Raw genomic sequence first — 26147 nt, forward strand, 5'->3', positions numbered from 1 at the left:
TTGCAACGTGGTTTTTTCATAATAGTATTAGATTTAAGGTTAACATGTTTGGCAGAGTGTCGAGAGACATTCTGCCGAATGCTTTTGAGGAGGGTAAAATGCTTTATCGGAAAACGGGAGTTTTTACCCTGCGGAACAAAAAAAACCCTTTCTATTTTTTATCTCTCCTAAACTTTTTTATTTTTGTAGTATAAAATTCAAGTATGCGAAAAATTATTTTCATTCTTTGCCTTGTCTTCCTTTCTTTGCTTCTTCTCCGGTGTGTTTCTGACGAAAAGGCACTCCACAGGAAGCTTGAAGAGATGGCTGCCAACGTCAATGAATCGGCTCCGCTGATGCTCAACCGGTACACCCGGTTTGAAGGGGCTTCCGTGACATCCGGGAATATATTTTGTTATCACTATACGGTATTGAATACATCGAATCCTGATTCATTGGTGGGAGATGAATTACAGTCATTAAAGGAAAATATCCGAAAAAAGTTCTCATCGCATCCCGATCTTCGTATTTTCAAGAAGAACAATGTAACCCTTGAGTATGTTTACAATGACGAGAGCGGACGGACTATCCGTTCACTCCGGATTACACCCGAAGATTACCAGTAAAATAAATATCTATGAACCGCTATTTTTACATCGACGCTGAAGGAAAGCAAAAAGGAACCTTCTCCCCCGAAGAACTGAGACGGGAGGGGATAAAACGTGATACGCTTGTGTGGACACAAGGTATGGAGCAGTGGAGACGTGCAGAAGAAATTGAAGAGCTGTACTCCCTGTTTTCCGATACATACAGGGAGCCTCAGGTAATTGCGGATCAGCCTGCCGTCCGGTATGACCGGCCCGGAGAGGCGGCGGGACCGCAGACACACCGACCCATGCCAAAAACCTGGCTGGTGGAGTCGATCCTGGTGACTATTCTCCCGTTTATGCTTTGCAGCAGTGTGCTGAGTCTCCTTGGGATTATCGGTATCGTATATGCTGCACAGGTGGAATCTTTCTATAACAGGGGCGACTACGCCGCCTCGCTGGAATCTTCCCGCTCTGCGGCGAAATGGACCAGAATAGCCATGTGGATCGCCATCGGCTGGATAGCGCTGATCGTGATCGGCATAATACTGTTTGTCGTGTTCATCGGTTCCCTTTCGGGGCTTGCCGGGATGAGTGATTTGCTGAATACTTAATCCTAAAAAATAATGGAATATCAAAACGACTCCGAATTACAGACCTTTCCCGACAGGGAAGACCGGACTCCGATGCCTCCTCCTCCGCCGCAAGAGCCGCCGGCATACGATATCCCCCCGTTGAAACCGAACAACTGGCTCTGGCAGTCTATTGTGGCTACCTTACTCTGTTGTATGCCCTTCGGGATTGTGGGGATCATCTATGCTGCAAAAGTCGATTCACTCTACTTTAACGGGAAGTACGAAGAAGCGGAGCGGATAGCCCAGAAAGCAAAGATGTGGACCCTTATTGCCGTCGGAGCGGCGCTGTTATATGTGATCTTCTGGGTAATCCTGGTTGTTACCGGTAATCTGCCGGAATACATGGAAAATATCATCGAGAACAATGCAAGCGGTTATAATTTTTAAACGCTTTTCTGCGGGGTATCGTGGGTAAAGGACTAAAAATAGCAATAGGCGCTGCCGTAAGTGTTTTGCTTGTGGCGGCGCTTTATCTTTTTTATATTTTCGACCCGGAGGCGCAGCCGCTTTTCCCGAAATGTCCCTTTTTGCTTGTGACGGGCTACGAATGCCCGGGATGCGGTTCGCAAAGGGCCGTCCATAGCCTGCTGCATCTCGATATCGGAGCCGCGCTGAAGTACAACGCTTTTATGGTGCTGGCGTTGCCGTATATATTTCTGGGGATCTATCTGGAGTATTTCGGCGGGAAAAAGCGATATCCCGGGATTGAAAAATTCTTTTTCGACAAGTGGTCGGCTGTCGTGCTGTTAGTTGTAATAATTGCTTATTGGATCTTGAGAAATCTATTATAAATCCGGACTTCCTCAGGAAATCTTTTGCCTCTTTAAGGAGGATTATGATCTAAGTACATGATCCGTATCATGATCCCGAAAAATTCGCTTATAGTCGGCCTAACTCAACAAATATAGACGGTTTTGGTTTAATAACCAAATAATTAACTTGTTCTTAACGTAGTTTCTCCTTCAGGAAACGGCCTGTATATGATTGTTTACACTGCACGAGCTGCTCCGGCGTTCCTTCACACACTACATAACCTCCCGCTTTTCCTCCTTCCGGCCCGATATCGATAATATGATCGGCACATTTAATGATCTCCATATTGTGTTCGATGATGATCACCGTATGCCCGCGCTCTATAAGCGCATTAAACGCCTGGAGCAACGTTTTGATATCATGGAAATGCAGGCCGGTGGTCGGTTCGTCGAAAATGAAGACAGTCGGTTGCGCCTGCTCCTCGCCCAGGTAAAAGGCCAGCTTTACGCGCTGGTTCTCACCTCCGGAAAGGGTGGAGGAAGACTGTCCCAGCTTGATGTATCCCAGCCCTACATCCTGTAAGGGCTGCATTTTTTTTACGATCTTCTTCTCTGTCGCCCCCTTCTGCTGTCCGAAAAAGTCGATCGCCTGGTTTACCGTCATCTCCAGTACATCATAAATGGTCACTCCTTTGTACTCTATTTCCAGTACTTCGGGTGAGAACCGTTTCCCGTGGCACGATTCGCATTCCAGCCGGATATCGGCCATAAACTGCATTTCCACGGTAATGGTTCCTTCGCCTTTACACTCACTGCAGCGGCCCCCTTCCACATTGAACGAGAAATAGGCCGGCGAAAAACCCATCTGCTTTGCCAACGGCTGTGCCGCAAAGAGTTTTCGGATCTCGTCGAATGCCTTGAGATAGGTTACCGGGTTGGAACGCGATGACTTCCCGATGGGATTCTGATCTACATATTCCACTCCTTTCATCAGCTTGAGATCGCCCCCGATGCCGTTGAATTCGGCAGGCTCCAGCGCCGTGCCTTTATAGTGATGTTGCAGGGCATTGAAGAGGACATTGTTCACGAGCGACGATTTTCCCGAACCGCTGACGCCGGTCACCACAGTCATCACGTTCAGCGGGAATTTTACGTCGATATTCTTCAGATTATGCTGTCGGGCCCCTTTCACCTCGAGGTAGTTATTCCATTTGCGGCGGATTCCGGGAATCTCGATCCGCTCCTCGCCCGTAAGGTATTTGACGGTATAGCTGTCGCTTTTTTTCTCCAGCTCGGCCACGTTGCCCTGATAGATCACTTCTCCTCCCAGACGTCCCGCCTTGGGGCCTATGTCGATGATGTAATCCGCGGCACGGATGATCTCTTCATCGTGTTCCACCACCACCACCGTGTTGCCCATACGTTGTAACTCACGCAATACGCCGATCAGCAGGTGGGTGTCGCGTGAATGAAGCCCGATACTCGGCTCGTCGAGGATATAAAGCGATCCCACCAGGCTGCTGCCCAGCGACGACACCAGGTTGATACGCTGGCTTTCACCGCCCGAAAGGGTGTTCGAGAGACGGTTGAGGGTGAGGTAGCCAAGCCCTGTATCCAGAAGGAACCGTACCCGGTTCTTTATTTCCGTGAGAAGCCGTTCCGCGATGACGGCGTCGGTTTCGTTTAATTCAAGTTGATCGAAGAACTCTTTCAACTCCGTTACCGGCAACATGACCAGTTCTGTGATAGATTTCCCGTCCACTTTTACGTATGACGCTTCCTGCTTGAGCCGCGATCCCTTGCACAGGGGACAGGTGGTTTTGCCGCGGTAACGCGCCAGCATGACCCGGTATTGGATCTTATAGAGATTCCTTTCCAGCATCCCGAAAAAATCGTGGATCCCGTAGATGCTAAAGTCGTGACGCCCATTCCAGAGGATATCCTTTTCCTCATCCGTCAGGTCATAATAGGCGCGGTGGATAGGAAAATCGACTTTGTAGGCATTCTGTACGAATTCCTTTCTCCATTCGCTCATCTTTTCCCCCCTCCAACACTGTGCGCACTCCTCCTGTACCGAGAGGCTCTTGTCGGGAATCACCAGGTTCTCATCGATACCCACCACCTTTCCAAACCCTTCGCATTTGGGACAAGCGCCGGCGGGACTGTTGAAGTTGAACATCATCTCGGTGGGTTCTTCGAACGTGAGACCGTCCGCCTCGAAACGATTGGAAAAGGTGAACGACTCAATCCCGTTCTCACTCCAGAAACGGACAATGCATTCGCCGTTGCCCTCCAGAAAAGCGGTCTCTACCGAGTCGGACAGCCGGTTCACCGTCGCTTTATCGGAAGAGCATGAGAGCCGGTCGATCACCAGTAACACCTCGTTTACGGGTGGCAACTTCTTCTGCTCCAACAGTTCGTCGATACGGTAGAACTGTTCTCCCACATCCACACGGGTAAAACCCTCTTTCAGCAGTATCTCCAGCTGGCTTCGCAGGTCGCGCCCGTTCCTCAGCTGGATATGCGACAGGACCGCCATGCGGGTACCTTCCCGGTATTCTTCCATTTTTGCCACCACATCATGGACATAATGGCGTTTTACCTCCTTGCCCGAAACAGGTGAGATGGTCTTGCCGATGCGGGCATAAAGCAACCGCAGGTATTCATATATTTCGGTAGAAGTACCCACCGTGGAACGCGGGTTGCGGGAGGTGGTTTTCTGTTCGATGGCGATGGCAGGGGGAATGCCCCGTATATAATCGCACTCCGGCTTGTTCATGCGCCCGAGGAACTGCCGTGCATAAGCCGAGAGGCTCTCTACATAACGCCGCTGCCCTTCGGCATACAACGTGTCGAATGCCAGTGACGATTTTCCTGATCCGGAGAGTCCCGTGATAACCGTGAAAGTGTTGCGGGGGATGTTTACGTCGATGTTTTTGAGGTTGTTGACGCGTGCACCTTTTATTTCGATCTGTTTTGGATTATTCATATAACCTTTGCTATAACCCGCAAAGATAAGGATTTTATCTCTCTCGATAAAGGTCATGGGTGATAAAAAGGGATCAGTCGCCCGATAAATCAAAGAAAAGAATTATTTTTGTTGCTGAATGTGGAAATCTACCTTCCGGAATCTGTTCCCAAATCTCAAGAGTCACCCTATGGAAGCTTTTCTTTCAGAATTACAACATGAATTTGCCTTACCGTTTTCCAACCCGGTATTGATCTTCGCGCTGCTTTTGGCGATTGTGCTTCTGGCGCCCATCCTCCTCAAACGGATCAATGTGCCGAGTATCATCGGGCTGATCGTGGCGGGTGTTATTATCGGTCCCCACGGGCTTAACTGGATCGATAATACCCATGCCGGTGTGGAGATGTTTTCCACCATAGGATTGCTGTATATTATGTTTATCGTGGGATTGGAACTCGATCTGGGTGAGTTTGTGCTGCATAAGAACAGAAGTCTCGCTTTTGGTTTTTACACCTTTGGTATCCCCCTGCTCGTCGGCTACCCTGTTTGTCATTATCTGCTCGGCTACGATGCGAATGCCAGTTTCCTTACGGCAAGTATGTTCTCTACCCATACCCTGGTAGCCTATCCCATTGTGAGCCGTATGGGGATTGCACGTAACCAGGCCGTGGCAATTACGGTGGGAGGTACCATCCTTACCGATACGGCCGTGCTGATTATCCTCGCACTGGTTTTGTCCAACAGCAACGGGGAACTGGATGCCGGTTTCCTTATAAGGTTGCTACTCTCGCTAACGCTCTTCTCACTGGTTATTTTCCTGATAGTACCCCGCATTGCCAAATGGTTTTTTAAGAGAGCTACCTCCGAAAAATATTCTACCTTTATCTTTGTGCTTTTTGTGGTATTTTCTGCCGGTTTCATGGTAGAACTGGGAGGAATTGAGCCCATCATCGGGGCATTTGCCGCGGGACTGGCCCTGAACAGGCTGATCCCTCATTCATCGGCATTGATGAACCGGATTGAGTTCTTCGGGAATGCGCTCTTTATCCCCTTTTTTCTGATCTCGGTAGGGATGCTGGTCGATATCACCGTGGTACTGGACGGGCCACGTACCCTTATCGTGGCGTCGACGCTTACGCTGGTAGCGCTGCTGGGGAAATGGTTGGCGGCATGGGCGACACAAAAGACATTCCGTTACTCAAATACCCAGAGAAATCTTATTTTCGGACTGAGCAGTTCACATGCAGCTGCTACGCTGGCCATCATTCTTGTGGGCTACAGGGCGGATCTGCTGGATGAATATATTCTGAACGGGACCATTATCCTTATCCTTCTTACCTGTATCGTGGCTTCGGCCTATACGCAAAGGGCAGCCAGGAAGATAGCGATCAGCGAGGAGAACGAACCCCTTACGCCCTCTTCCATGGGCGAATTTGCCCAGGAGAAAATTCTGGTGCCTATTGCTAACCCCACCAATATCGGTCAGCATGTGGAACTGGCATTGTTGCTGAAAGATAAAAAATCGGTGAATCCCGTCTCACTGTTGGGGGTAGTGCCCAACAACCAGGAGGCGGAAAAAAATATAGTGAGCTTCAGGAAACAGTTGCAGGATCTTGTTTCCAGAGCTACGGCGGCTGAGGTGAACGTAGATATTATTACTACCATCGACCATAATCCGGCGGATGGTATTGTGCGCACAGCACGTGAGACGATGTCGGATATCGTGATCTTGGGATGGCCGGGCAAAGCGGGGCTATGGGATAAACTGCTGGGAGAGAAAGTCGACCTGATCATTAAGAATATGGATAAGAATCTGTTTGTCTGCCATGTGGAACAAAATCTTATTTTAAGCAAACGGATTGTGGTGATCTCGCCGCCCCTGGCTGAAAAAGAAGATGGCTTCGGGCTGTGGGTGAGTAAAGTGACAAAACTCTCCTCTGAGTTGTCCATCCCGGTACTGCACCTGGGACATCCCGATACGCAGAAGATCATTTCCGGACAGAAAAAAGCGGGGAATTTTACTTTCCAGCCGTTTGTGGATTGGAACAACCCGTTGTCCTGCGGCGACCTGATCAAAAAAGATGATTTGATCATGCTGGTTTCAGCTCACATCGGATATATTTCCCATATCCCGGTTTTGGAGAGTCTGCCGACCCGCTTAGAGAACCGTTTCCCACACCATAACCGTATCGTTGTCTATCCCAAACAACATTTCGCAGATCAGTTGCTGGAAACCGATGATCATATTTTTATTCCGTAGAATTTAAGATTTAAAATTTCAAGATTCAAGATCTGACTACGTCGATTTTGGCTCCGCCGAATGTTGTTTCAATTCAAAATTTAGGAATTTGAGTGTGTAATAAATGGATTTAATGGTAATTAATTGGTAATTGATAAAATGAATCAGTTTGTTCGATTTAGTTGTTTTTTGTTTATTATTGGGATGATCACTGCCTGTGGCACTGCAAAACAATCCCTGACGCATACTCCCGATGCTGCCCCGAAACGCGAATTTCGCGGCGCATGGGTGCAGACAGTAGGGCAATCGCGTTACAGCCAGATGAACAGTGCCGCCATGAAGCATTATATTTCCGCTATGATGCAGAAATTCGATGAAGCGGGCATCAATGCTGTTATTTTCCAGATCCGTCCCGAAGCCGACGCTTTCTACCGGTCGGAACTGGAACCCTGGAGCCGGTTTCTGGCCGGTGAACAGGGGAAAGCGCCCGACGATCCCACCTTCGACCCTCTGGCTTTTCTCATCGAAGAGTGCCATAAACGGGGGATGGAGTTCCACGCCTGGCTGAATCCCTATCGGGTAAAGACCAATACCAACAATACGCTTGCAAAAAGCCATCTCTATTGGAAACATCCGGAGCGTTTCGTTCAGTACGGGAACCAGTTGTTTTTTGATCCGGGGCTGCCTGAAAACCGGGGATTTATATGTGAAGTGGTGCGTGATATTGTTACACGCTATGAGGTGGATGCCATCCATATGGATGACTATTTTTATCCTTATCCCATAGCGGGAGCCTCTTTCCCCGACGACAACAGTTTCAGGATGTATGCTGCTTCGCAGGGGTTTTCCCCTTCGCAGCGCGGCGACTGGCGCCGTAACAACGTAAACCTGCTTATCCAGCAGATAAAACTGACTATTGCCGGCTCCAAACCGTGGGTGCGTTTCGGCATCAGCCCCTTCGGGATTTACCGGAACAAGCGGAGCGACCCGAACGGGAGCGATACCAACGGTTTGCAGAACTACGACGACCTGTATGCCGATATTAAACTGTGGGTGGAGAAAGGGTGGATCGATTACAACCTGCCGCAACTCTATTGGGAGATCGGTCATAGCGCTGCCGATTATACCACCCTGCTGCATTGGTGGAATGCCAATAACTTCGAACAACACCTTTATATCGGGCAAGACCTGAAACGAAGCATCGACAAGAACGAGTTAAACGTAAAGATCCGCCAGTCACGCGAAATGTCTTTTGTACATGGCAATTGCTACTGGTACGGCTACCAGATACTCGATAATTTTGCCGGAGTAGCGGATGCCCTGAGAACCGACATTCATCGTGCCAAAGCGTTGCTTCCCGCATATACACATCTGTACAAAGGACGTCCCGCCACCGTAAAGAAACTGACGGACGTGTACACCGAGGATATGCATTTCCTCACCTGGGAACATAAGAAGGCTCCCGTGGATCCCGAATCGGCACAACGATTTGTGGTCTACCGTTTCCGCCGGGGAGAGAAGGTGGATATCAACCGGGCGGAAAATATTGTGAAGATTACGCCTGACAACTTTTTCGTACTTCCTTATGAAGATGGCGGAACCCGTTATACCTATGTGGTAACCGCACTTGACGCTTTTCATAACGAAAGCAAGCCGGCAAAGACCAAGGTGAAGCTGTAAAACAGGGAAATATTGATTTTGTTTGCCGGCGATAGGGTAAAATCGTTTCACGGATGTTATCTTTGTACCCATATTAAAAGGAGAACGGATGATTGATAGTGAACAATTTCCGCTGGTCGCCAAAACCCTGGCGGAGCTGGAAGACGTACTGGCGGAAGAACTGATCGCACTGGGTGCGGATAATGTGGAGTTGGGTACCCGGATGGTGTCGTTCACGGGCGACAAGGCGCTGATGTATAAGACGAATGTGCATTGCCGTACAGCATTGCGCATCCTCAAGCCCTTTTATACTTTCAAGGCGGAGAGCGCCGATGAGGTATATGAAGCGGTGAAACAATTCAATTGGGATGATTACCTCTCCTTAGACACTACATTCTCCATCGATGCCGTAGTCTTTTCGCATATCTTTACCCATTCCAAGTTTGTAGCATACAGGGTAAAAGATGCCATTGCTGACTGGTTTAAAGAGAAGTATGACAAGCGTCCCTCAGTAAGTGTATCCAATCCCGATATCATGTTGCATATCCATGTGGCGCATAACAAATGCACCCTGTCGCTCGATAGTTCGGGAGAGTCGCTCCATAAGCGCGGTTACCGGGTGGCACAGGGAGATGCACCGCTGAACGAGGTGCTGGCGGCCGGCATGATCCTGAAATCGGGATGGAGAGGAGAGAGCGACTTTATCGACCCGATGTGTGGTTCGGGAACGCTGCTGATCGAGGCGGCCATGATCGCCTTAGGCACCCCTCCGGGTATTCACCGTCCACATTTTGCCTTCGAAAAATGGAGAGATTTCGATCAGGAACTCTTCAGCGACATTTACAATGACGATTCCGGTGCCCGCGAGTTTAACCATCGTATTATGGGTTTCGATATTTCTCCCAAAGCCATCGCTATTGCCGAGAGGAATGTCAAAAATGCAGGACTGAAAAAATATATTGATCTGGAGGTGAAACCGTTCCGGCAATTCACCGAAGCACCTGCACCCGAAGGTATTCTGATGACCAATCCGCCGTACGGGGAACGCCTTAAAGTGGAGGATCTGGACGAACTTTATTCGATGATAGGCGAGCGGCTGAAACATGTCTTCGCGGGATACCGCGCTTATATATTGAGTTACCGGAAGGAGTCGTTCGATGCGATCGGGCTCAGGCATTCCAACCGGTTTTTCCTCTATAACGGTGCGTTGGAGTGTGAGATGCGTGAATACGAGATATTTTCCGGTAAACGCGATGACCGCCCGGCAAAGGGTGCGCCCCGCGGCAGTGGTAGGTCGGGCGGCTACGACGCGCAATCCGAAAGGAATTCCAGAGAGGGGTACCGTCGTTCTCACCGTGCAAATGAGACCAGTGAGGAAAAACCGCGAGACACGTACCGCCCTAAAAGGAGCGACGATGCGAGACCGGGCAACACCTTTTCCTCTAAAGGCCGGGGGCAGGGCAAGTTCAGTAAGCAGGCGCCCAACAGAAAGAAGGGCGGCAACCGATTAAGAAGTAAATGATTATTTTATCCATGAAATTCATCTGCATAAAAATAAAACCTTAACCCAAAAACGATAAACAATGTAGGCATAGTCTTTGTGATTGAATACAAATTAGGGACAAAAATTTATCCCTAACGTTTCTTCTTTCTCTAAATATGTTAAATTCATATTTTTTCTATATAAAATTATGAAATACCAAGAAAATGATATACATTTGTGCTCGATTGGTTAAAAAATAAGTGTAAATGAAAGTAAATTCAACAGTCTTCTGTATGTGCAACCGCCCTTCATTAACATTATTTAACGGGGGGGGGGCAAATTCTCTTGTAAACTTTCCGAACTTTATTTTTGCCTCTTTCTCAGTCAATTAACGTCCAATTTTATTTCTTCATTCCATTATATGTCGAAGCGCCTCTTCGGCGTACGTTCTCCTTTTACACCCTTTTTATCGATAACTAATGTTTCCGTCTCTCTCTTTTGGAAGACGTCCAAATTGTTTATGCCTGCCGGCGCAACTTTACCCTGTTTCTTCCTCGCTCTTCTCCGGGCGAAGAGGAGGCGAAGAAAAAACCAACTGCGTAGGGTTCCTGCTTACGGGAACGTGCACAACAGGTGTGCGTTAGGCTTGTGCTTGGCGGATGTCTCGATATGTACCAGGGAAAGAAAAAATAAAATTGTTCAAAAGAGTTCTTAATCTTCAAAACAAGTAGAGTATGAAAAGAAAATTAATTGTGTTTCTAACCCTTTTCTTTGCAGGAATAGGGAGCTTGATCGCACAGACACAGGTACGCGGTATCGTGACGGACGAATCGGGCGACCCGGTGATCGGTGCTACCATCCAAATCAAAGGGACTTCACAGGGTACCGTTTCCGATATCGACGGAAACTTCACCCTCTCGGCCCCCGCGGGAGGGACACTGGTAATCTCCTTCGTGGGGTACGCCACCCAGGAGGTTGCCGTGAGTGCAAACGTGAGGGTCATATTACGGGAAGATGCGGAGATACTGGATGAAGTAGTTGTCACTGCCTTGGGTATTTCAAGGGAAAGGAAAGCTTTAGGGTATTCTGCCACAACTGTTAACAATGAGCGGCTAACAGAAAGCCGCACAACAGATATCATGTCAGGAATCGCCGGCAAGGTAGCCGGTGTGCAGATAACCAGTAGCTCAAGCCCGGGAGCTTCCAACTCTGTAATCATTCGCGGTATAAGTTCTCTGTCGGGATCCAACCAGCCACTGTATGTGGTGGATGGGGTACCCGTCGACAACTATGCGCACTTTCCGACAGACGGGTTGAACTTAGCATACGACTTCGGCAGCGGCGCCAATGCCATTAATCCCGACGACGTTGAGTCCATGACAATTCTCAAAGGCGCGGCGGCAACCGCCCTCTACGGTAACCGTGCGGCAAACGGGGTTATACTCATCACCAGCAAAACCGGTAAGAAAAGAGCCAAAGGGTTGGGCGTAGAATATAACGGCGGCTTGCAAGCCGAAACCGTTTTGCGCCTGCCGGAATTTCAAAACGAGTTTGGTATCGGATGGAGCGGCGACTACACCTTGATAGAGAACGGTAGTTGGGGACCGCGTTTCGACGGTTCCATGCAGTTGTGGGGGAATGTATACAACAACTCTCAAAAAATGAAACCCTACGTGGCGTTGGAAAACAATGTGAAGGAATTTTTCGATACCGGAATGCGCTATTCAAATAGCGTTTCGTTCAATAACGCCACCGAAAGCAACAGCTATTTTGTTTCCCTGTCCCAAATAACGGACAATGGGATTCTTCCCACCTCCGCCGATTCGTATGATCGTTACACTTTCTCGCTTCGCGGAAGCCAGAAAGTGAATGACCTCAATATTACCGCGGCGGTCAACTACGCCAGCCAGGAAAACAAGTTCGTCTCTACCGGGCAGGGGCTTTCCATGGTAAACTCAATCTACCAAATGCCTCGCGACGTAAGCATTATAGGACTGGCCGACTTGAATGACCCCTTTAACACGCCGGGCTATTATTACACCCCTTATGGAGTTACGAATCCTTATTACATTCTGGAAACCTACCAGAATCAACAAAAGGCTGAGAAAATATTCGGAAAGTTCGAGTTGGATTACAGTTTCTTGAAATATTTCAAAGCACTGTACCGCTTAGGCTTGGATGCTTCCAACAGCCACCACAACTTCGGCTCTCCAAACCTGAAGGCGTTGTATCCCAACACCCCCAACAGTAGCAACTTTGAAAGTGAAGAGGGTACCGTGCGGGTGAGGATGGACCGCAGAAGGGAGTTGAACCAGGATTTCCTTCTTACTTTCGATATGCCGGTGAATGACTTCCAAATTAATGCCGTAGGCGGTTTTAGCACCAACGAACGGTGGTCTGTCTATACGCAAACCGAAGTCAATGGGCTTGACTTACCTACCTGGTACCACCTGAGCAACTCGGCAAGCACTCCCAATATCACGCAGATAGAATCTCTCCGCAGGTTGTACGGAGTGTACGGACAGGCGGAAATAGCCTGGCGAAACACGCTCTATCTTACCCTTACGGCCCGTAACGATTGGTCGTCGACCCTCCCGAAAGAAGCCCGGAGTTTCTTCTATCCGGGAACAGCCGTCAGTTTTGTTTTCAGCGAATTGCTGCCGGCATCGGCCAGGGAAGCCATAACCTTCGGGAAGGTGCGTCTGGCTTTCGGACAGACCGGTAATGATGCCAACCCGTACATGGTCAATCCCTATTATATTCAGGGAAATTTCAATTCATCTGGCTTCGGCGACCTGAACTTCCCATTGCAAAACACCAACTCTTTCAGTTTGGGCAATGTATTGGGAAATCAGAACTTAAGCCCCGAAAAAACAACCGAATGGGAAGTCGGGCTGAACATGGGATTCCTTAAAAACCGCATCTCCATTGACGCGGCCTATTATGACCGTAACTCCGACAAGCAGATTTTTACGCTGAACATGGATCCGGCCACCGGATACACCGCCCAGAACATGAACCTGGGAAAGGTGAGCAACAAGGGGATAGAACTACTCCTCAACTTCCGGCCGATCGAAATGAGGAATTTCAGTTGGGATGTGGGATGGACTTTCACCCAAAACAAGAGCAAAGTGATTAGCTTGCCCGAAGAACTGGGTGGCGAAGTAAACATTTCCCCCGTTGTAAACGAGGTGCAGATGTATAACATTGTGGGCGAACCGGTCGGGACGTTCAAGGCTCAGGTAGCCAAACGCGACAACCAGGGACGGATCATCGTCAACGCCTCGAATGGGCTCCCGGTGGCCGCCGACGATTACGAGATAATGGGTTCCATCAACCACAAATATGAAATGGGTGTCTCCACAACTTTCAGGTTCAAAGAGATAACCCTTTCCGCTGACTTTGACATCCGGCAAGGGGGGAAAATGTATTCCCGCACCAAAGACATCAACTACTTCGTGGGAAATCCGATTCAAACGGCTTACAACGACCGCAATACGTTCATTGTCCCCAATTCGGTAAACGAAGTGGTAGCTGCCGACGGCTCGGTATCCTATGTCGAAAACAAAACAGCCATCGCTTCCAGCAATGTCTTTCAGTTCTGGGGCAACGGGGGCGAAGATTTGGGAAGCGCTTTCCTGATAGACAAGTCGTATGTGAAACTACGTTCCATAAGTTTAGGATGGGACCTTCCGGGAAGGTGGTTGGCCAACACCCCTTTCATGGGCGTGAAAATGTCGGTTTTCGGCAATAACCTGTTCCTTTGGACGCCAAGTAGTAATACCTTCATCGATCCGGAAATGACTACTTTCGGGAACGACCTTCGCGGTAAATACGGCGAATTTTCAGCCAACCCCACTACACGGCGATTTGGTTTCAACTTGAATGTTAAATTTTAAACTGGAGAGCACTAAAGATGAAAAAAATATTCATATACGTTATTTTGTTTGCGGGTCTATTTGCCTGTGACTTAGATATTAACAATGATCCGAGCTATCCTTCGGATGTGTCGGCCGACCTGATCTTCCCCTCGGCTCAAAATGCCATGGCGACAGTGATCGGTGACCAACTGTACAACTACTCCGGTTTCTTCGCACAATATTACGATCAGATGCCGGAAGCAAACCAGTATAACAACGAAGCGGAATATAATCTTGACGTGGCGCGCACGGTCTTTAACCGGCCGTACCAAAATTTGTATGCCGGGGCTCTGGCCGACTTGCAGGATATATTTTCTAAAACGACCAACACGTCAAACCTCTTTGCAGCCCAGGTTTTACGCACTTTTTGCTTCCAGGTGCTGGTGGACAACCTGAACGTTGTGCCTTATACGGAAGCCTTGCAGGGCAGCGCCATACCGTCTCCCGCCTGGGATAACGGACAGTCTGTTTATGAAGGGGTCCTGGCCGAGTTGGATGAAGCAGAATCGGCTTTGGGTAGCGAACTGATGACCCTGAGCGACCTGCTCCTGTCGCAAAACATGTCGCAATGGAGAGGGTTTGCCAACGCCTTGCGGCTGAGGATGTACCTGCGCTTCATCGACGCCAATATAGACGCGGCGAACTATACCAGCAAGGTCAAAGCCTTGGTGGATGCAGGGAATTTCTTCAGCGGTGATGTGAAATATGATGTATTTGCCGACGAAGCGAATAAACGCAACCCGTGGTATTCCACGAACCGGGCATCGTTGGCAGCCAACCATGTGGCGTCTTACCCGATCATCGAATACCTCAAGATCACCAACGACCCGCGCATCGAGTACAACTTCGAAAGGGCAACGAACACGGGTGACTTTGCCGGCGAGTTACCCGGGTCGAAACAGGTGTTGACGGCCAACAAGAATGCCGATTTCAGCTTTATGAAGTATTATCCGACCAAGCCGGTCTATTTCTTCACACAAAGTGAGTTGCAATTCCTGCTTGCCGAAATTTACCTGCGGTTTTATGACGACAACGCCCGGGCCCAGGCGGCATACGAAGCCGCCATCGACGCCGATTTTTCGGCACGCGGAATGGAGGAATCTCCCGAAACTATGTACGGAACGGGAAGAGCGGTTGCCTGGAGTACGGCCACGACGACAGCCGATAAGTTGGAACTGATCTATATGCAAAAATGGGTGGCGCTTTGCTACATGGATCATATGGAAGCCTGGTCGGAACTGCGCCGTACGGATGTGCCGGAATTGTCGCCTCATACCGGCGCTGCCATTAATGCCGATGCAACGATATATACCGCCGGCAATCTGATTGCGCCCATGACCAATGCGCTTGGAGGACAAACCCTGATCAAACGGGTGCCTTATCCGCAGACGGCGATCGACAGAAACAAGAATACACCCAGCCCTGTTTCCTCTTCAACTGCAGTATGGTGGGATGTGAAATAGATCGGGTTACTAATATTTAAACTATGCAGTTATGAAGAAAATAATACATTACTTGTTTGTTTGTCTCGCATGTATGGCAATTTCTTGCGAAGACGATACGTCAAAAGATATGTCCAAGATCACATACTTTGTCAATTATGAGATATTGGGCGATGAGACAATGCTTTTGCCTGTGGGTACGCCCTACGTGGAACCGGGTGTTATTGCCATGGAAGGAGAGACCGATATTACTTCTTCCGTAGTCATTACCGGCAGCGTTGATGCGAGCGCCATCGGAATTTACGACATCAGTTATTCCGCCACCAATGTGGACGGTTTCTCAAGTTCCGTCTCCCGGACGGTTGTCGTGTATGATCCCTCGATCACAACGGATATCTCCGGAGTATATACTGCCGCCGCCGGTACGCACAGGCTCGCAATCGCAACCGGTGCAACAGTCTCGTACGCCGATTATAGCGTTACGCTGACCTCTATTGCACCGGGTGTTTTTCAGGTGAGCGACTTCTTTGCCGGATACTATGAAGTGAGGGCAGGATATGGCTCTTCATACGCCATGAGAGGCTATATCAAGCTTAATGCCGATAATTCCCTGGGATTGCTGAGCAGCAGCGTTGCCGGATGGGGCGATTCACTCGACCGTTTGGAGGACGGAGCCTACGACCCCGTATCGGGAACCGTTTCCTGGGGCGCCGTATACGCAGGTGCTTATTCGTTTAATGTTATATTAACAAAATAATGATCGCTATGATGAAAAAATATATTGCATTGCTTACTGCCGCTTTGGCCTTTACATTCATTTTTACGGCTTGCGAAGATACAACAGACCCGGGTGGCACCGAAGTTGAAAAAATGGCGGGCGACTGGTGGGTAACAATCACCAACACCGGAACCGATTATGAAGGCGAATACGGCCCCTATCTGATAAACAGCTACAACACGGCAGCCAACGTTGCCACGGAAATATGGGTGGATGACGGAGCGCACTTCTGGGATTTCAAGGTGAAGGTGAACGTCAACTATGCAGCGGGTACCTTTGCAACAGACGGTTTCGTGGATAACGACTCCTATGAATCGAAGGTAAAGATCACCGATGGCAAAATAACGAAAGACGGTGCTGTAACACCAAGCGGGATGCCGGCCGATAAAATAGAATTCAAAGTGAACTTCGACGACGACGACCTGGACGGAACCGCTGTTTTTGAAGTGACCGGATTCCGCCGGACCGGTTTCCCGGCAGACGATTTTGAATAAAAACGTCCGGTTTAACCCCAAAGCATCCGGCGATGGTGCCGGATACTTTGAGTAATAGACGGAAATCGGTTAAAAAATCATATATAAAACCTTTCAGTTCAATTTATCATAAACTCTACATTAAATTAAACACTAATGAAAGGACCGGACAGGGCCAGGAGTGATTCCCCGCCCTGTCTTTTTTTCTCTTTTTACGCTCCTTGCAAGCGGCGGGTACCCCGGAAAACATCGAAAGGCCTCCTATTTACCGGTATCCAGTCCTAAGGTATAAAGATAAGCGTATTTTTAACAAACAAATAATCCTATCTCACCCGGACGGTATCTGAAGATTCCGATATCCCATTCTCGTTGAATGCTTCGATGGTGAAATAATATTCCTGATCGGTGGTCAGGGCTTTTAAAAGCAACTGGTTGTCGTCATACACCAGCCAGGAACTGTAAAGTTTATCCGGGGCGATTCCCCAGCGGACATTGTAGCCTTGCACATCTTTTTGTGCATTCCAGGTGATCATCGCATCGCGGCGGTCATCCTCCCTTTTCACCCGGAAGCCGGTAACAGGCCCGGGTTTTTTCCCTTCACCAATGCCGAACACGCGGATATCGGAAATGGCCAGGTGGGGAGTGGGTACTTCTATATTCCTGTACCGGAGATAGCGGATCCTTTCCGGTTGCGCCAATTCCACGTAGTCGTTGGGATTGTCCCGATAACTGTTGCTTTTGTCTATCAATATTTCCCACTTCCGGCCATCCAATGAACCCTCAACCACGTACCTGTGCCTTAATCCGGGAATTCTGCCGTACATGTCGGATTCGTGATCGAAGTAGTTGATCTGTACGGCCTGTACCTTACCCGGTTTTTGCAGGTCTATGGTAGCCCACTGGCTGTCTCCGTTGTCTCCGGCAAGCCAGTAGGTTTTTACCTGCTCGTCGGTCAATTTTTCGGCGGTATGATCTCCTGTGGATGAAGAAACCGTGACCGGTTTTTTATAAGATAACAGCATCCAGCCGGCGAATTCACCCGCTTTTCCGGGTTCGGACGGTGCGTAACGCGGATAGTCACCGAAATAGGTGTCGCTCCACATCAGGTCATCGTTATCAAAATAGAGCGGGAACATGCAAAGCCGTCGTTCCCAGTTGACATTGTAAGAGAGCGCCATCGAGGCAAAGTGCCAGTAAAGGTCCTGCGGACCTTTTACGGTACTTCCATGTCCCGCTCCATTCATAAATCCTCCCGGTTTAAAACTCACCGGATTGTTGGGGGCATATTCAAAAGGCCCCAGCGGATGGTCGCCGATATATACGCCATCGGCATACACATTGAATTCGGTTCCCGGGGCTCCGTATTGCAGATAATATTTGTTGTTGTGCTTTGTCATCCAGGGTCCTTCAATATACCCCGGAATGGTGTCGCTGTTGTTCTCACCGAACCTTTCCCATCCATGTTTGTCCATATCCTTATTGAAGAGGGAATCAACTTCTCCGTAACGGATGAAACGATGATCCTTGTTCAATCTTTGTCCGCGGATAGGGTAGAGGTTGGATGATCCCCAATAGATATACGCTGAGCCGTCGTCGTCGATAAAGAGCGCCGGATCCTGAAGATTATGCAGTATGGCGGGAACAGCCTTCCAGTCGCCCCGCCTGGGATTATCGGTATATAATGCGCTCATTGATCCGGAAGGGTCGCCCATGACATATAAGACCGAATCTTTATAGTTGTGGGCGGCAGGCGCGTTGCTTCCCTGCGGATACCACTTTTCGGGCTCAATGAAATTCCAGTTCTGCAGGTCGGTAGAGTGCCAGTAACCCATGGAACGTGTGACGAACATATAATATTCCCCCCTGAATTCCACCACTGCCGGATCGGCTCCCGAGCGATAGGATATATCCTTATCGGAATTGTAGATCATATAGGTGTAATCTATATTGATCGGATTACAATAGGTGCGCATCCTTGCGTTCTGCGCGATGGCGTTGAAAGACACCATGCACGCGATAATCGCGATCGTGACGGAGAGATTTTTATTGTTCATAATTCAAAATTCAAGATTCAAAATTCAAGATTGAGCTTCGCTGACTAGCAGATTATTATCACTGATTTTCAATTAAATCGTCACATCATCAAATTATCACATCATCACATCAACTTTTATTCAATCCGGAAATCGATCTCGTTGGAATTGTCAGCAGCGTGTTGTGCTACCCAGAGTTTCATATTGCCGGGTTCCGCCTTTTTCTGCATATCGATGCCGTAGAAAGCCATATCGTCGGAGGCCAGTTCAAACGTTACCTGTCCGGACTCGCCCGCTTTTAACGCGATCTTTTGGAATCCTTTCAATTCTTTTACCGGACGGGTCACACTGGCGACAAGCTGGCGGGTATAAAGTTGTACCACGATCTCCCCGTCTGCCGGTCCTGTGTTCCGGATATCGGCCGTAATGGTGATTTTATCATCCTTCGTTTTCAGTACACTTTTATCAGTTTTCACGTTATCGATCCCGAATGTGGTATAGCTCAATCCGTACCCGAAAGAATAAAGCGGGGTGATGGACGTATCGAGGTAGTTGGATTTGTAGTCTACCGACTCATTGTTCAGATCCACCGGCCGGCCGGTATTCTTTTGATTGTAGTAGATAGGTATCTGTCCTATGTTCCGGGGGAATGACATCACCAGGCGCCCCGACGGATTGTAATCGCCCGCGATCACGTCGGCAATACCATGCCCTCCCTGCGTGCCGGGGAACCAGGCCTGCAGGATGGCATCCATATTCTCATCTTCCCATAAAAGATCGAGCGGACGCCCGCTCAGGGTGACCAGTACCACTGGTTTTCCGGTTTCCTTCAATGCCCTTAACAACTCACGTTGCGGTTCGGGCAGGCGTATATCGGTTCTTACGGCCGCTTCGCCCGACCAGTTGAAATCTTCTCCCATTGCGGCGATCACGATATCGGCCCTGCGGGCGGCTGATACCGCTTCGGCTATTGTGGCAGGTGAGGTTTCGGTGATGGATGCCCCTTCTGCATAGATAAGGCTTACCGGGGAGCCTTCATATTTTTCCATCAGTCCTTTCAGGATGGGTATGCTTTTGTTGCGGTCGCCCAATCCGGCCCATTCGCCGTTGAGGTTGACGGAGTCGTTCATCAGCGGACCGACCAGGGCAATGGTCTTTCCGCTCTCTTTCGTAACCGGGAGAACTTGGTTGTCGTTCTTCAACAGGACTACCGATGATGCTACGGCTTTGCGTGCCGTTTCCATAAATTCGGGCGTCATTGTGTTTTGTTTCGCCCTCTCTTCGTCGAGATAGCGATAAGGATCATCGAAGAGACCCAGCAGGAACTTCATTTCGAGGATGCTGCGTACGGCATTATCGATACTCTTTTCGGATATTTTTCCTTCTTTGACCGATTCGGCCAGATACTTAATAAACGTGGCTCCGGTCATGTCCATATCGATACCCGCATTCACTGCCAGTTCTGCGGCATGCTTCTCGTCTCTTGCCACGCCGTGGGGTACCAGTTCGTTCACACCGGTATAATCACTGACCACAAATCCTTTGAAACCCCATTCGTTGCGCAGCACCTCCGTCATCAGCCACCGGTCTGCGGTAGCCGGTACGCCGTTGATCTCGTTAAAAGAGGCCATGAAAGTGGCCACGCCTGCTTCGAGTGCAGCCCGGTAAGGTGGCAGGTAAACATTCCTTAGGGTGTGTTCCGACAGTTCAGCCGTGTTATAATCCCTGCCCGATTCGGCTGCGCCGTAAGCCGCAAAGTGTTTGCCTGTGGCAAGCAGTGTGGTAAGCGAGTTGAGGGACTCAGTTCCTTTTCCTCCCTGAAAGCCGATGACCCGGGCTTCGGCTACCTTACTGCCCAGGTAAGGATCTTCGCCGGCGCCTTCCATCACGCGGCCCCAGCGGGCATCACGTCCAATGTCGACCATGGGTGCGAACGTCCAGTTGATCCCGTCGGATGCCGCTTCAATAGCTGCGATCTCGGCTGTCCGTTGCATCATCCCCAGGTCCCACGAACAGGCTTCGGCCAGCGGGATAGGGAAGATGGTTTTATAACCGTGCACTACATCCTGTCCGAAGAGGATAGGAATACCCAGTCTTGTCTTTTCCACGGCAATTTCCTGCATCCGCCGGATCCCCTCCACCGAAGTGGCATTAAAGATACTACCTATCAGTCCTTTTTCCAGATAGGGCTGAAAGTCATCTGACATCACCGGGCCGGTGATCGACCAGTTAGCGGAGAACTGCGTCATCTGTCCGATTTTCTCCTCGAGCGTCATCAGTTTCAGTACCGAATCCACTCTCTGTTCGATGCGTTTGTCGCCACTGAAACTCTGCCATCTGCCGGCTCCCGAAGTTCCGGGTGAGGGTGATCCGCAGGCCGCAAGCAGGATCACCGCCAGAATGTATACTATTGAAAGAATATTTTTTCCCATTTTTTGTCTTTTCTTTTTATCCTTGATTATTATGTAATGATTAATTAAATTCAGAAATTAGAAATTAGAAAGAAAGAAGTCCGGGAAGTCAAGAAGTCTGGTATTTTCAATTATAAATTATAAATTATGAGTTATGAATTGAAAATCGACATAGTCAAATCTTGAATTTTGAATCTTGAATCTTGAATCATTATTCCCTTTACTCACCTTTTACTATTCACTATTCACTATTCACTTTTAGTTTTTAGTTACTCGTTTCATAGGTGAATCCCAGTTTCTTCAACCCTTCCTGGATCTCGGGCGCTCCCATAAACAGGTTCCACAACAAGCCGGTGCGGTAGTTTTCGATCATCGGAGCAATGGTGAGCTGGTCGATGGCCAGGTATCGTTGCGGATACCAGTCGTCCTGTATACTGAACGCATCGTAAAAACCGTACTTTCCCCATATCTTATCGCCCAGGTCGAAATAAAAGTGTTTCAATGCCTTCATCGACTGGTCGGGCGTGTAGGGAAAACTCGACAATGCGGCCGTAGGTGTGATAACACCCAGGTCGTTCTTCACCGGCATGTGGGCCGAATATCCGTTGACTGAGTAGCTGGCCGTCAATCCCCAGCAGTTGTCGCTGTATCCTTCAAACCCTTTGGGATTCTCCGCACAGTATTCGTAGTTGATAAGCGCCTGGTTACTGTTGAGTTGCCAGTAATCGGCATATTGATCTTTCAATCCTTTCGGATTCAATCCGATATAAGAATAGTGCGCCCAGAACAGCGGGCCTCCGTATTCTTCCGCCCCGTTATGCTTCAATATAAGCGGATGCCCATACGCAACCGCATCGCTTTTGATCCCACCACTGCGTGCCCATCCGTTGTGGTAGGCCGATGCCGGAATGGAATGGGTGGGTGAGGATGCCGCCAGGATATAAGTGATAAGGCATTCGTTGTATCCTTCCAGGGGGAAATTCATCTCCCAGCCGTACTCCGGGCTCCAGTGCCAGTAGAGTACATCCTGCCCGTTGAGGTACCAGGTCCAGTCCATTTCCCGCCAGAGGGTATCGATCTTTCCGGTCAGTTGTTTTTCGCTCTCGTTCCCGTCCTTAAAATATTCCCGTACGCAGAGTAATCCCTGTATAAGGAAAGCGCTTTCCACCAGATCACCGCCGTTATCTTTCCGGCCGAACGGTTTTACTTTCCCCGTGGGACCGTGCAGCCAGTGAGGCCATATCCCGTGAAAGCGATCGGCGGAGGCTAAGTAATCGGCTATTATGTGCAACCGCTCAACCCCCTCTTCACGGGAGATAAAGCCCCGGTCGATGCCGACGAGCAGGCCGGCGATACCGAAGCCGCTACCTCCTGTAGTAATGACGTCCGCGTCGTTCTGCGGATAAACTCCATCCATATGTATGCGTTCCGGCGCCAGTCCGGATGTGGGCTCTGCTCCTTCCCACATATAATCGAAATGGGCTTTCTGTATGAAATCGAGGAATTCGTCGTCCGATGTGAAAGAGGCGGGAGGGCTCTCTTCGCCGGTGGAAGCCGACTCTTTTTTGCTACTGTTGCTATTGCATGCTAAGAGGAAAATACCGCCGATAACCAGTGCGGTGATTGATAAGAGTATGCGATTGTTCATCTTTATATAATTATTTTATTTTTTTCTTTGCTCGAACAGCCATGACATGAAATCGGGTCTGTTAAAAGCCGGATCCCAACTGCCGTGATTCACTCCCGGGAACTCGATATATTCCACATCGGCTCCTTCGGCTTTCAGTTTCAGGTAAGCTTCACGCGAAAACCGGACGGGCACGACCGGGTCGGCATCGCCGTGAAATATACGGAAAGCGGTTTTTGAAGAAAAATCATGGAGCCGGTCGGTATGGATGCCGCCGCAAACCGGTATTGCTGCTGCGAACAGGTCGGGAAAGCGGCAAACCATGTCGAATGTACCCATTCCTCCCATTGACAAACCGACTATATATATCCTGTCCGTATCCACCGGATATGTTTCAATGATCTTGTCCAGTAGTTCTTTCGTCAATGCCAGCGGTTTTGAAATTTCAGCATCGAACGGAAAAGGATTTTCCTGCTGAAAACCGTCGGGCCTTTTGGGTGTGGGCCAATACAAATCTGCCGGACATTGGGGGAAGAGGACAAAAGCGGGATATTCTTCCCGGTTTACAGGATTGGTAAACATCAATGCGCCGTGATGCAACTGTGAGATATTGTCCGATCCCCTTTCTCCCGCTCCGTGCAGGAACAGCACAAGCGGGTATTTTTTCCCCTTTTCTATCTTCAGCGGATTTAACTGGCGATAAAGCAGCGAATCTCCCTGTTCAGATATATATGTCAGAGAGTCGTATTCCTGATACTGAGCATACGCAGCCGGAGCTAAAAGGGAAAGAAGTAAAAAAAGGGTCAATGTTCTTCTATATGTCATATCTACCGAATTTTCTGTAAAATCAATTTTTATCCGGGCATACCGGGTAATGTCCAGCCTTCCCTGTAAGTATGTTTTATGTATTCATTTGCGGCCGCCAGCGCATTGAACTTTTCCGTTTTTTCATCAAAATGGGGATGACCCTCTATTACTCTGAAAGAATTTTCCGAAGTGATAATTAATTCTTCTGAAGGCGAAATATTGGTAAATCCCATATTTTCGCCATCCCATTGTAAGATCTTTTTTAAGTTTTGTAATCTGATAGCAAGCACTCCGAGAAGTACCATTTCATTAAATGGGCCTGAGTAGGAAAAATTGGAGGATGTTTCAACCCGGTTTCCGGGAGACTCTTTACATGCCCTGATCCAATCCTGCTCATGGTATCCATCTGTATAGCCGGTTGCACCGGGAATCCGCCTTAACGATTGAGGTACATCCGGTACCCGGCCGGAGAGCAGGCGCGGATTAAATCCTCCGCAATCACAAAGCAGGGTATCTTTAGATCCCACAAACAGGCATCCTCCGAGGCCATCGCGCATAAGGTCGGTCCCGTCGGGGAGCAGATCGGGCCGGTCGGGCATTAAGCCACCGTCATACCAATGTACGCTCACTTCGGGCATGCCCACTTTTGGAAGATGATCTCTCGCGGGAAAACGAAATTCAACTTTTTCCGATTGAGGAGGAGACTCGGTATTTATGGGGGACGAACTGCCTTGAATTCTGTCCGGATATTTCAGTTTCAGCGCCTGATATACCGGATCTAAAACATGACATGCCATATCTCCGAAGGCGCCGGTTCCGAAATCCCACCATCCCCGCCAGTTCCAGGGCGTATATACCTCGTGATAGGGACGGAAAGGAGCAGGGCCGAGGAATAGATCCCAGTCAAGCGTTGCCGGCACTTTCATTTTTTCAGTGGGTCGCTGCAATCCCTGAGGCCATATAGGCCGGTTTGTCCAGGCATGCACTTCCCTTATTTCACCAATTTCGCCATTCCATATCCATTCGCAAAGCTGTCTCACACCATCCCCTGAATTACCCTGATTACCCATCTGCGTAGCTACTTTATGTTTTTCGGCTAATTTTGTAAGAAGCCTGCTTTCATAGATAGAGTGGGTCAGGGGTTTCTGGCAGTACACATGTTTGTCCATCGTGAGCGCCGTAGCTGCTATGATCGCATGGGTATGATCGGGAGTGGAGACCATGATCCCGTCTATATCTTTGCCTATTTCATCGAACATACGTCGCCAATCTTTGTAACGTTTTGCCTGTGGAAATTCTTTAAAGCAATTGTCTGCATACTTCCAGTCTACATCGCACAAACCAATGATGTTTTCGGTATTCATTCCTACGAGATTGGGATGCCCTTTTCCACCGATTCCAATGCCGGCAATATTCAATTTATCGCTGGGCGCCTTGAATACTTCGCTACGTTTCACACCACTTACTACGTAAGACGGTAATATGGTCAATCCGGTTACAGTAAAAAGTGTATTTTTTATAAAGGTTCTCCTGGTAGCCATTATTTATAACTCTTTAATTTTAATATTCCGGAACCAGACTTTAGTTCCATGATTTTGCAATGAGATATTTCCTTCGTCGAATTTTCCCCAATCGGGGAAATCGGTCCATTTGCCGCTATTGCGCAATTCGTTCCATTCATCTGAGTATTTTGTATAGCTTACTACCACCTGACCGTTTATCATCTGTATTACATCGTTTCCTTCCACAACCAGTAAAAGCCGGTTCCATTCACCGACCGGATTGTAAGGCTTGGTTAACGGCGGATACATGGCATAGTTCGCACCATGGATCTGCCAATCTTCCAACGGGTCAGGCCAGTTGTCGTGGTCTATCAATTGAAATTCCGGGCCTGTTTCGTAAGGAAATTTATACCTGCTGTCTTCTTTTAGCTGGAAAATGATACCGCTGTTCGCGCCTTTACTTAACTTATATTCTACGGTAAATGCGAAATTCCTGTATATTTTGTCCGTAATGATATCCTGTTCTTCCCCCATTCCTGTACTGTTCATGGTCAGACTTCCGTCTTCAATACTCCAGAACTCAGGAATATCCTGCTGATTATAGCCATGCCAACCGTTACCGGTCACGCCGTCGAAGAGCAATTGCCAACCGGCGTCTTTTTCTTTGTCACTTAACTCGTTTAACTGCGACGTGGAAGAAATCTCCGCATACAGTTCGTTTGCACGATCTGCGGTCAAACGGGATCCATACCCGACTTTTTTACTCTGTCCTCCGGTGCAAAGGGTCAGGGAACAGGCGCTTACGCCAAATAAGATATAATAAAATATTTTTTTCATAATACGATTGTTTTA

At 48.8% G+C, this 26147-nt stretch carries 18 protein-coding genes; 11 read left to right on the forward strand and 7 right to left on the reverse strand.

Features of this window, described 5'->3' with window-relative positions; genetic code table 11:
• Window positions 1–203 precede the first annotated feature (203 nt).
• From Q0502_RS12845 to Q0502_RS12860, 4 genes are read left to right on the forward strand one after another with little or no spacing between them, the layout of a single operon-like run.
• Window positions 204–605, forward strand: coding sequence for a hypothetical protein (locus Q0502_RS12845; protein ID WP_298651322.1), 402 nt, complete (start codon window positions 204–206; stop codon window positions 603–605).
• Window positions 606–616: 11 nt separating this feature from the next.
• A complete protein-coding gene (locus Q0502_RS12850; protein WP_298651324.1) occupies window positions 617–1180 on the forward strand; it encodes a GYF domain-containing protein in 564 nt (187 codons plus the stop codon).
• A gap of 12 nt (window positions 1181–1192) precedes the next feature.
• Entirely contained in the window at window positions 1193–1588 is a 396-nt protein-coding gene (locus Q0502_RS12855; RefSeq protein ID WP_298651326.1) for a CD225/dispanin family protein, read from the forward strand.
• A gap of 20 nt (window positions 1589–1608) precedes the next feature.
• The gene (locus tag Q0502_RS12860; RefSeq protein WP_298651328.1) at window positions 1609–1992 is read left to right on the forward strand and encodes a DUF2752 domain-containing protein; all 384 of its coding nucleotides are present in this window, start codon (window positions 1609–1611) and stop codon (window positions 1990–1992) included.
• Window positions 1993–2146: 154 nt separating this feature from the next.
• On the opposite strand, the gene uvrA is transcribed toward Q0502_RS12860, so the two are convergent.
• Window positions 2147–4942, reverse strand: a complete 2796-nt coding sequence (gene uvrA, locus Q0502_RS12865; protein ID WP_298651330.1) for an excinuclease ABC subunit UvrA — start codon at window positions 4940–4942, stop codon at window positions 2147–2149.
• 169 nt (window positions 4943–5111) lie between these two features.
• Between uvrA and Q0502_RS12870 the strand changes: the two genes are divergently transcribed.
• The 7 genes from Q0502_RS12870 (at window position 5112) to Q0502_RS12900 (ending at window position 16936) form a co-directional block, all read left to right on the forward strand.
• Entirely contained in the window at window positions 5112–7181 is a 2070-nt protein-coding gene (locus Q0502_RS12870; protein ID WP_298651332.1) for a cation:proton antiporter, read from the forward strand.
• A gap of 183 nt (window positions 7182–7364) precedes the next feature.
• Window positions 7365–8840 carry a family 10 glycosylhydrolase gene (locus Q0502_RS12875; protein ID WP_298651334.1) on the forward strand — a complete coding sequence of 492 codons (1476 nt, stop codon included), beginning with the start codon at window positions 7365–7367 and terminating at the stop codon, window positions 8838–8840.
• Between the two features lie 88 nt (window positions 8841–8928).
• Window positions 8929–10341: a THUMP domain-containing protein gene (locus tag Q0502_RS12880; RefSeq protein WP_298651336.1), complete on the forward strand. Its 1413-nt coding sequence runs from the start codon at window positions 8929–8931 to the stop codon at window positions 10339–10341.
• Between the two features lie 695 nt (window positions 10342–11036).
• A complete protein-coding gene (locus Q0502_RS12885) occupies window positions 11037–14201 on the forward strand; it encodes a SusC/RagA family TonB-linked outer membrane protein (RefSeq protein ID WP_298651337.1) in 3165 nt (1054 codons plus the stop codon).
• Window positions 14202–14218: 17 nt separating this feature from the next.
• Window positions 14219–15685: a SusD/RagB family nutrient-binding outer membrane lipoprotein gene (locus tag Q0502_RS12890; RefSeq protein WP_298651339.1), complete on the forward strand. Its 1467-nt coding sequence runs from the start codon at window positions 14219–14221 to the stop codon at window positions 15683–15685.
• A 31-nt stretch (window positions 15686–15716) separates the two neighbouring features.
• The gene (locus tag Q0502_RS12895) at window positions 15717–16421 is read left to right on the forward strand and encodes a BT_2262 family domain-containing protein (RefSeq protein WP_298651340.1); all 705 of its coding nucleotides are present in this window, start codon (window positions 15717–15719) and stop codon (window positions 16419–16421) included.
• An 8-nt stretch (window positions 16422–16429) separates the two neighbouring features.
• Window positions 16430–16936 (forward strand): lipid-binding protein, encoded by a 507-nt coding sequence (locus Q0502_RS12900; protein ID WP_298651342.1) that lies wholly within the window; start codon window positions 16430–16432, stop codon window positions 16934–16936.
• A gap of 302 nt (window positions 16937–17238) precedes the next feature.
• Here Q0502_RS12900 and Q0502_RS12905 read toward each other — a convergent pair whose 3' ends face one another.
• From Q0502_RS12905 to Q0502_RS12930, 6 genes are all read right to left on the reverse strand, one after another.
• Window positions 17239–18969: a family 43 glycosylhydrolase gene (locus Q0502_RS12905; protein ID WP_298651345.1), complete on the reverse strand. Its 1731-nt coding sequence runs from the start codon at window positions 18967–18969 to the stop codon at window positions 17239–17241.
• 116 nt (window positions 18970–19085) lie between these two features.
• Window positions 19086–21380, reverse strand: a complete 2295-nt coding sequence (locus Q0502_RS12910; protein ID WP_298651347.1) for a glycoside hydrolase family 3 N-terminal domain-containing protein — start codon at window positions 21378–21380, stop codon at window positions 19086–19088.
• Window positions 21381–21624: 244 nt separating this feature from the next.
• On the reverse strand, window positions 21625–23007 hold the full coding sequence (locus Q0502_RS12915) for a glucoamylase family protein (RefSeq protein WP_298651348.1): 1383 nt from the start codon (window positions 23005–23007) through the stop codon (window positions 21625–21627).
• Window positions 23008–23022: 15 nt separating this feature from the next.
• On the reverse strand, window positions 23023–23811 hold the full coding sequence (locus tag Q0502_RS12920; RefSeq protein WP_298651350.1) for a prolyl oligopeptidase family serine peptidase: 789 nt from the start codon (window positions 23809–23811) through the stop codon (window positions 23023–23025).
• 29 nt (window positions 23812–23840) lie between these two features.
• Window positions 23841–25334, reverse strand: a complete 1494-nt coding sequence (locus Q0502_RS12925) for a Gfo/Idh/MocA family oxidoreductase (RefSeq protein ID WP_298651352.1) — start codon at window positions 25332–25334, stop codon at window positions 23841–23843.
• Window positions 25335–25337: 3 nt separating this feature from the next.
• Window positions 25338–26132: a DUF1080 domain-containing protein gene (locus tag Q0502_RS12930; RefSeq protein ID WP_298651354.1), complete on the reverse strand. Its 795-nt coding sequence runs from the start codon at window positions 26130–26132 to the stop codon at window positions 25338–25340.
• Between the last annotated feature and the right edge of the window lie 15 nt (window positions 26133–26147).

The sequence above is a fragment of the uncultured Proteiniphilum sp. genome, assembly GCF_937873925.1.
Taxonomy (GTDB): domain Bacteria; phylum Bacteroidota; class Bacteroidia; order Bacteroidales; family Dysgonomonadaceae; genus Proteiniphilum.

What these genes read in the sequence shown, in the direction of transcription:
- Q0502_RS12895 (WP_298651340.1), top strand. Translation starts at nt 15,717, where the DNA reads ATGAAGAAAATAATACATTACTTGTTTGTTTGTCTCGCATGTATGGCA.
- Q0502_RS12890 (WP_298651339.1), top strand. Translation starts at nt 14,219, where the DNA reads ATGAAAAAAATATTCATATACGTTATTTTGTTTGCGGGTCTATTTGCC.
- Q0502_RS12925 (WP_298651352.1), bottom strand. Translation starts at nt 25,334, where the DNA reads ATGGCTACCAGGAGAACCTTTATAAAAAATACACTTTTTACTGTAACC.
- Q0502_RS12875 (WP_298651334.1), top strand. Translation starts at nt 7,365, where the DNA reads ATGATCACTGCCTGTGGCACTGCAAAACAATCCCTGACGCATACTCCC.
- Q0502_RS12905 (WP_298651345.1), bottom strand. Translation starts at nt 18,969, where the DNA reads ATGAACAATAAAAATCTCTCCGTCACGATCGCGATTATCGCGTGCATG.
- Q0502_RS12850 (WP_298651324.1), top strand. Translation starts at nt 617, where the DNA reads ATGAACCGCTATTTTTACATCGACGCTGAAGGAAAGCAAAAAGGAACC.
- Q0502_RS12845 (WP_298651322.1), top strand. Translation starts at nt 204, where the DNA reads ATGCGAAAAATTATTTTCATTCTTTGCCTTGTCTTCCTTTCTTTGCTT.
- Q0502_RS12915 (WP_298651348.1), bottom strand. Translation starts at nt 23,007, where the DNA reads ATGAACAATCGCATACTCTTATCAATCACCGCACTGGTTATCGGCGGT.
- uvrA (WP_298651330.1), bottom strand. Translation starts at nt 4,942, where the DNA reads ATGAATAATCCAAAACAGATCGAAATAAAAGGTGCACGCGTCAACAAC.
- Q0502_RS12885 (WP_298651337.1), top strand. Translation starts at nt 11,037, where the DNA reads ATGAAAAGAAAATTAATTGTGTTTCTAACCCTTTTCTTTGCAGGAATA.
- Q0502_RS12870 (WP_298651332.1), top strand. Translation starts at nt 5,112, where the DNA reads ATGGAAGCTTTTCTTTCAGAATTACAACATGAATTTGCCTTACCGTTT.
- Q0502_RS12920 (WP_298651350.1), bottom strand. Translation starts at nt 23,811, where the DNA reads ATGACATATAGAAGAACATTGACCCTTTTTTTACTTCTTTCCCTTTTA.
- Q0502_RS12880 (WP_298651336.1), top strand. Translation starts at nt 8,929, where the DNA reads ATGATTGATAGTGAACAATTTCCGCTGGTCGCCAAAACCCTGGCGGAG.
- Q0502_RS12900 (WP_298651342.1), top strand. Translation starts at nt 16,430, where the DNA reads ATGATGAAAAAATATATTGCATTGCTTACTGCCGCTTTGGCCTTTACA.
- Q0502_RS12910 (WP_298651347.1), bottom strand. Translation starts at nt 21,380, where the DNA reads ATGGGAAAAAATATTCTTTCAATAGTATACATTCTGGCGGTGATCCTG.
- Q0502_RS12930 (WP_298651354.1), bottom strand. Translation starts at nt 26,132, where the DNA reads ATGAAAAAAATATTTTATTATATCTTATTTGGCGTAAGCGCCTGTTCC.
- Q0502_RS12855 (WP_298651326.1), top strand. Translation starts at nt 1,193, where the DNA reads ATGGAATATCAAAACGACTCCGAATTACAGACCTTTCCCGACAGGGAA.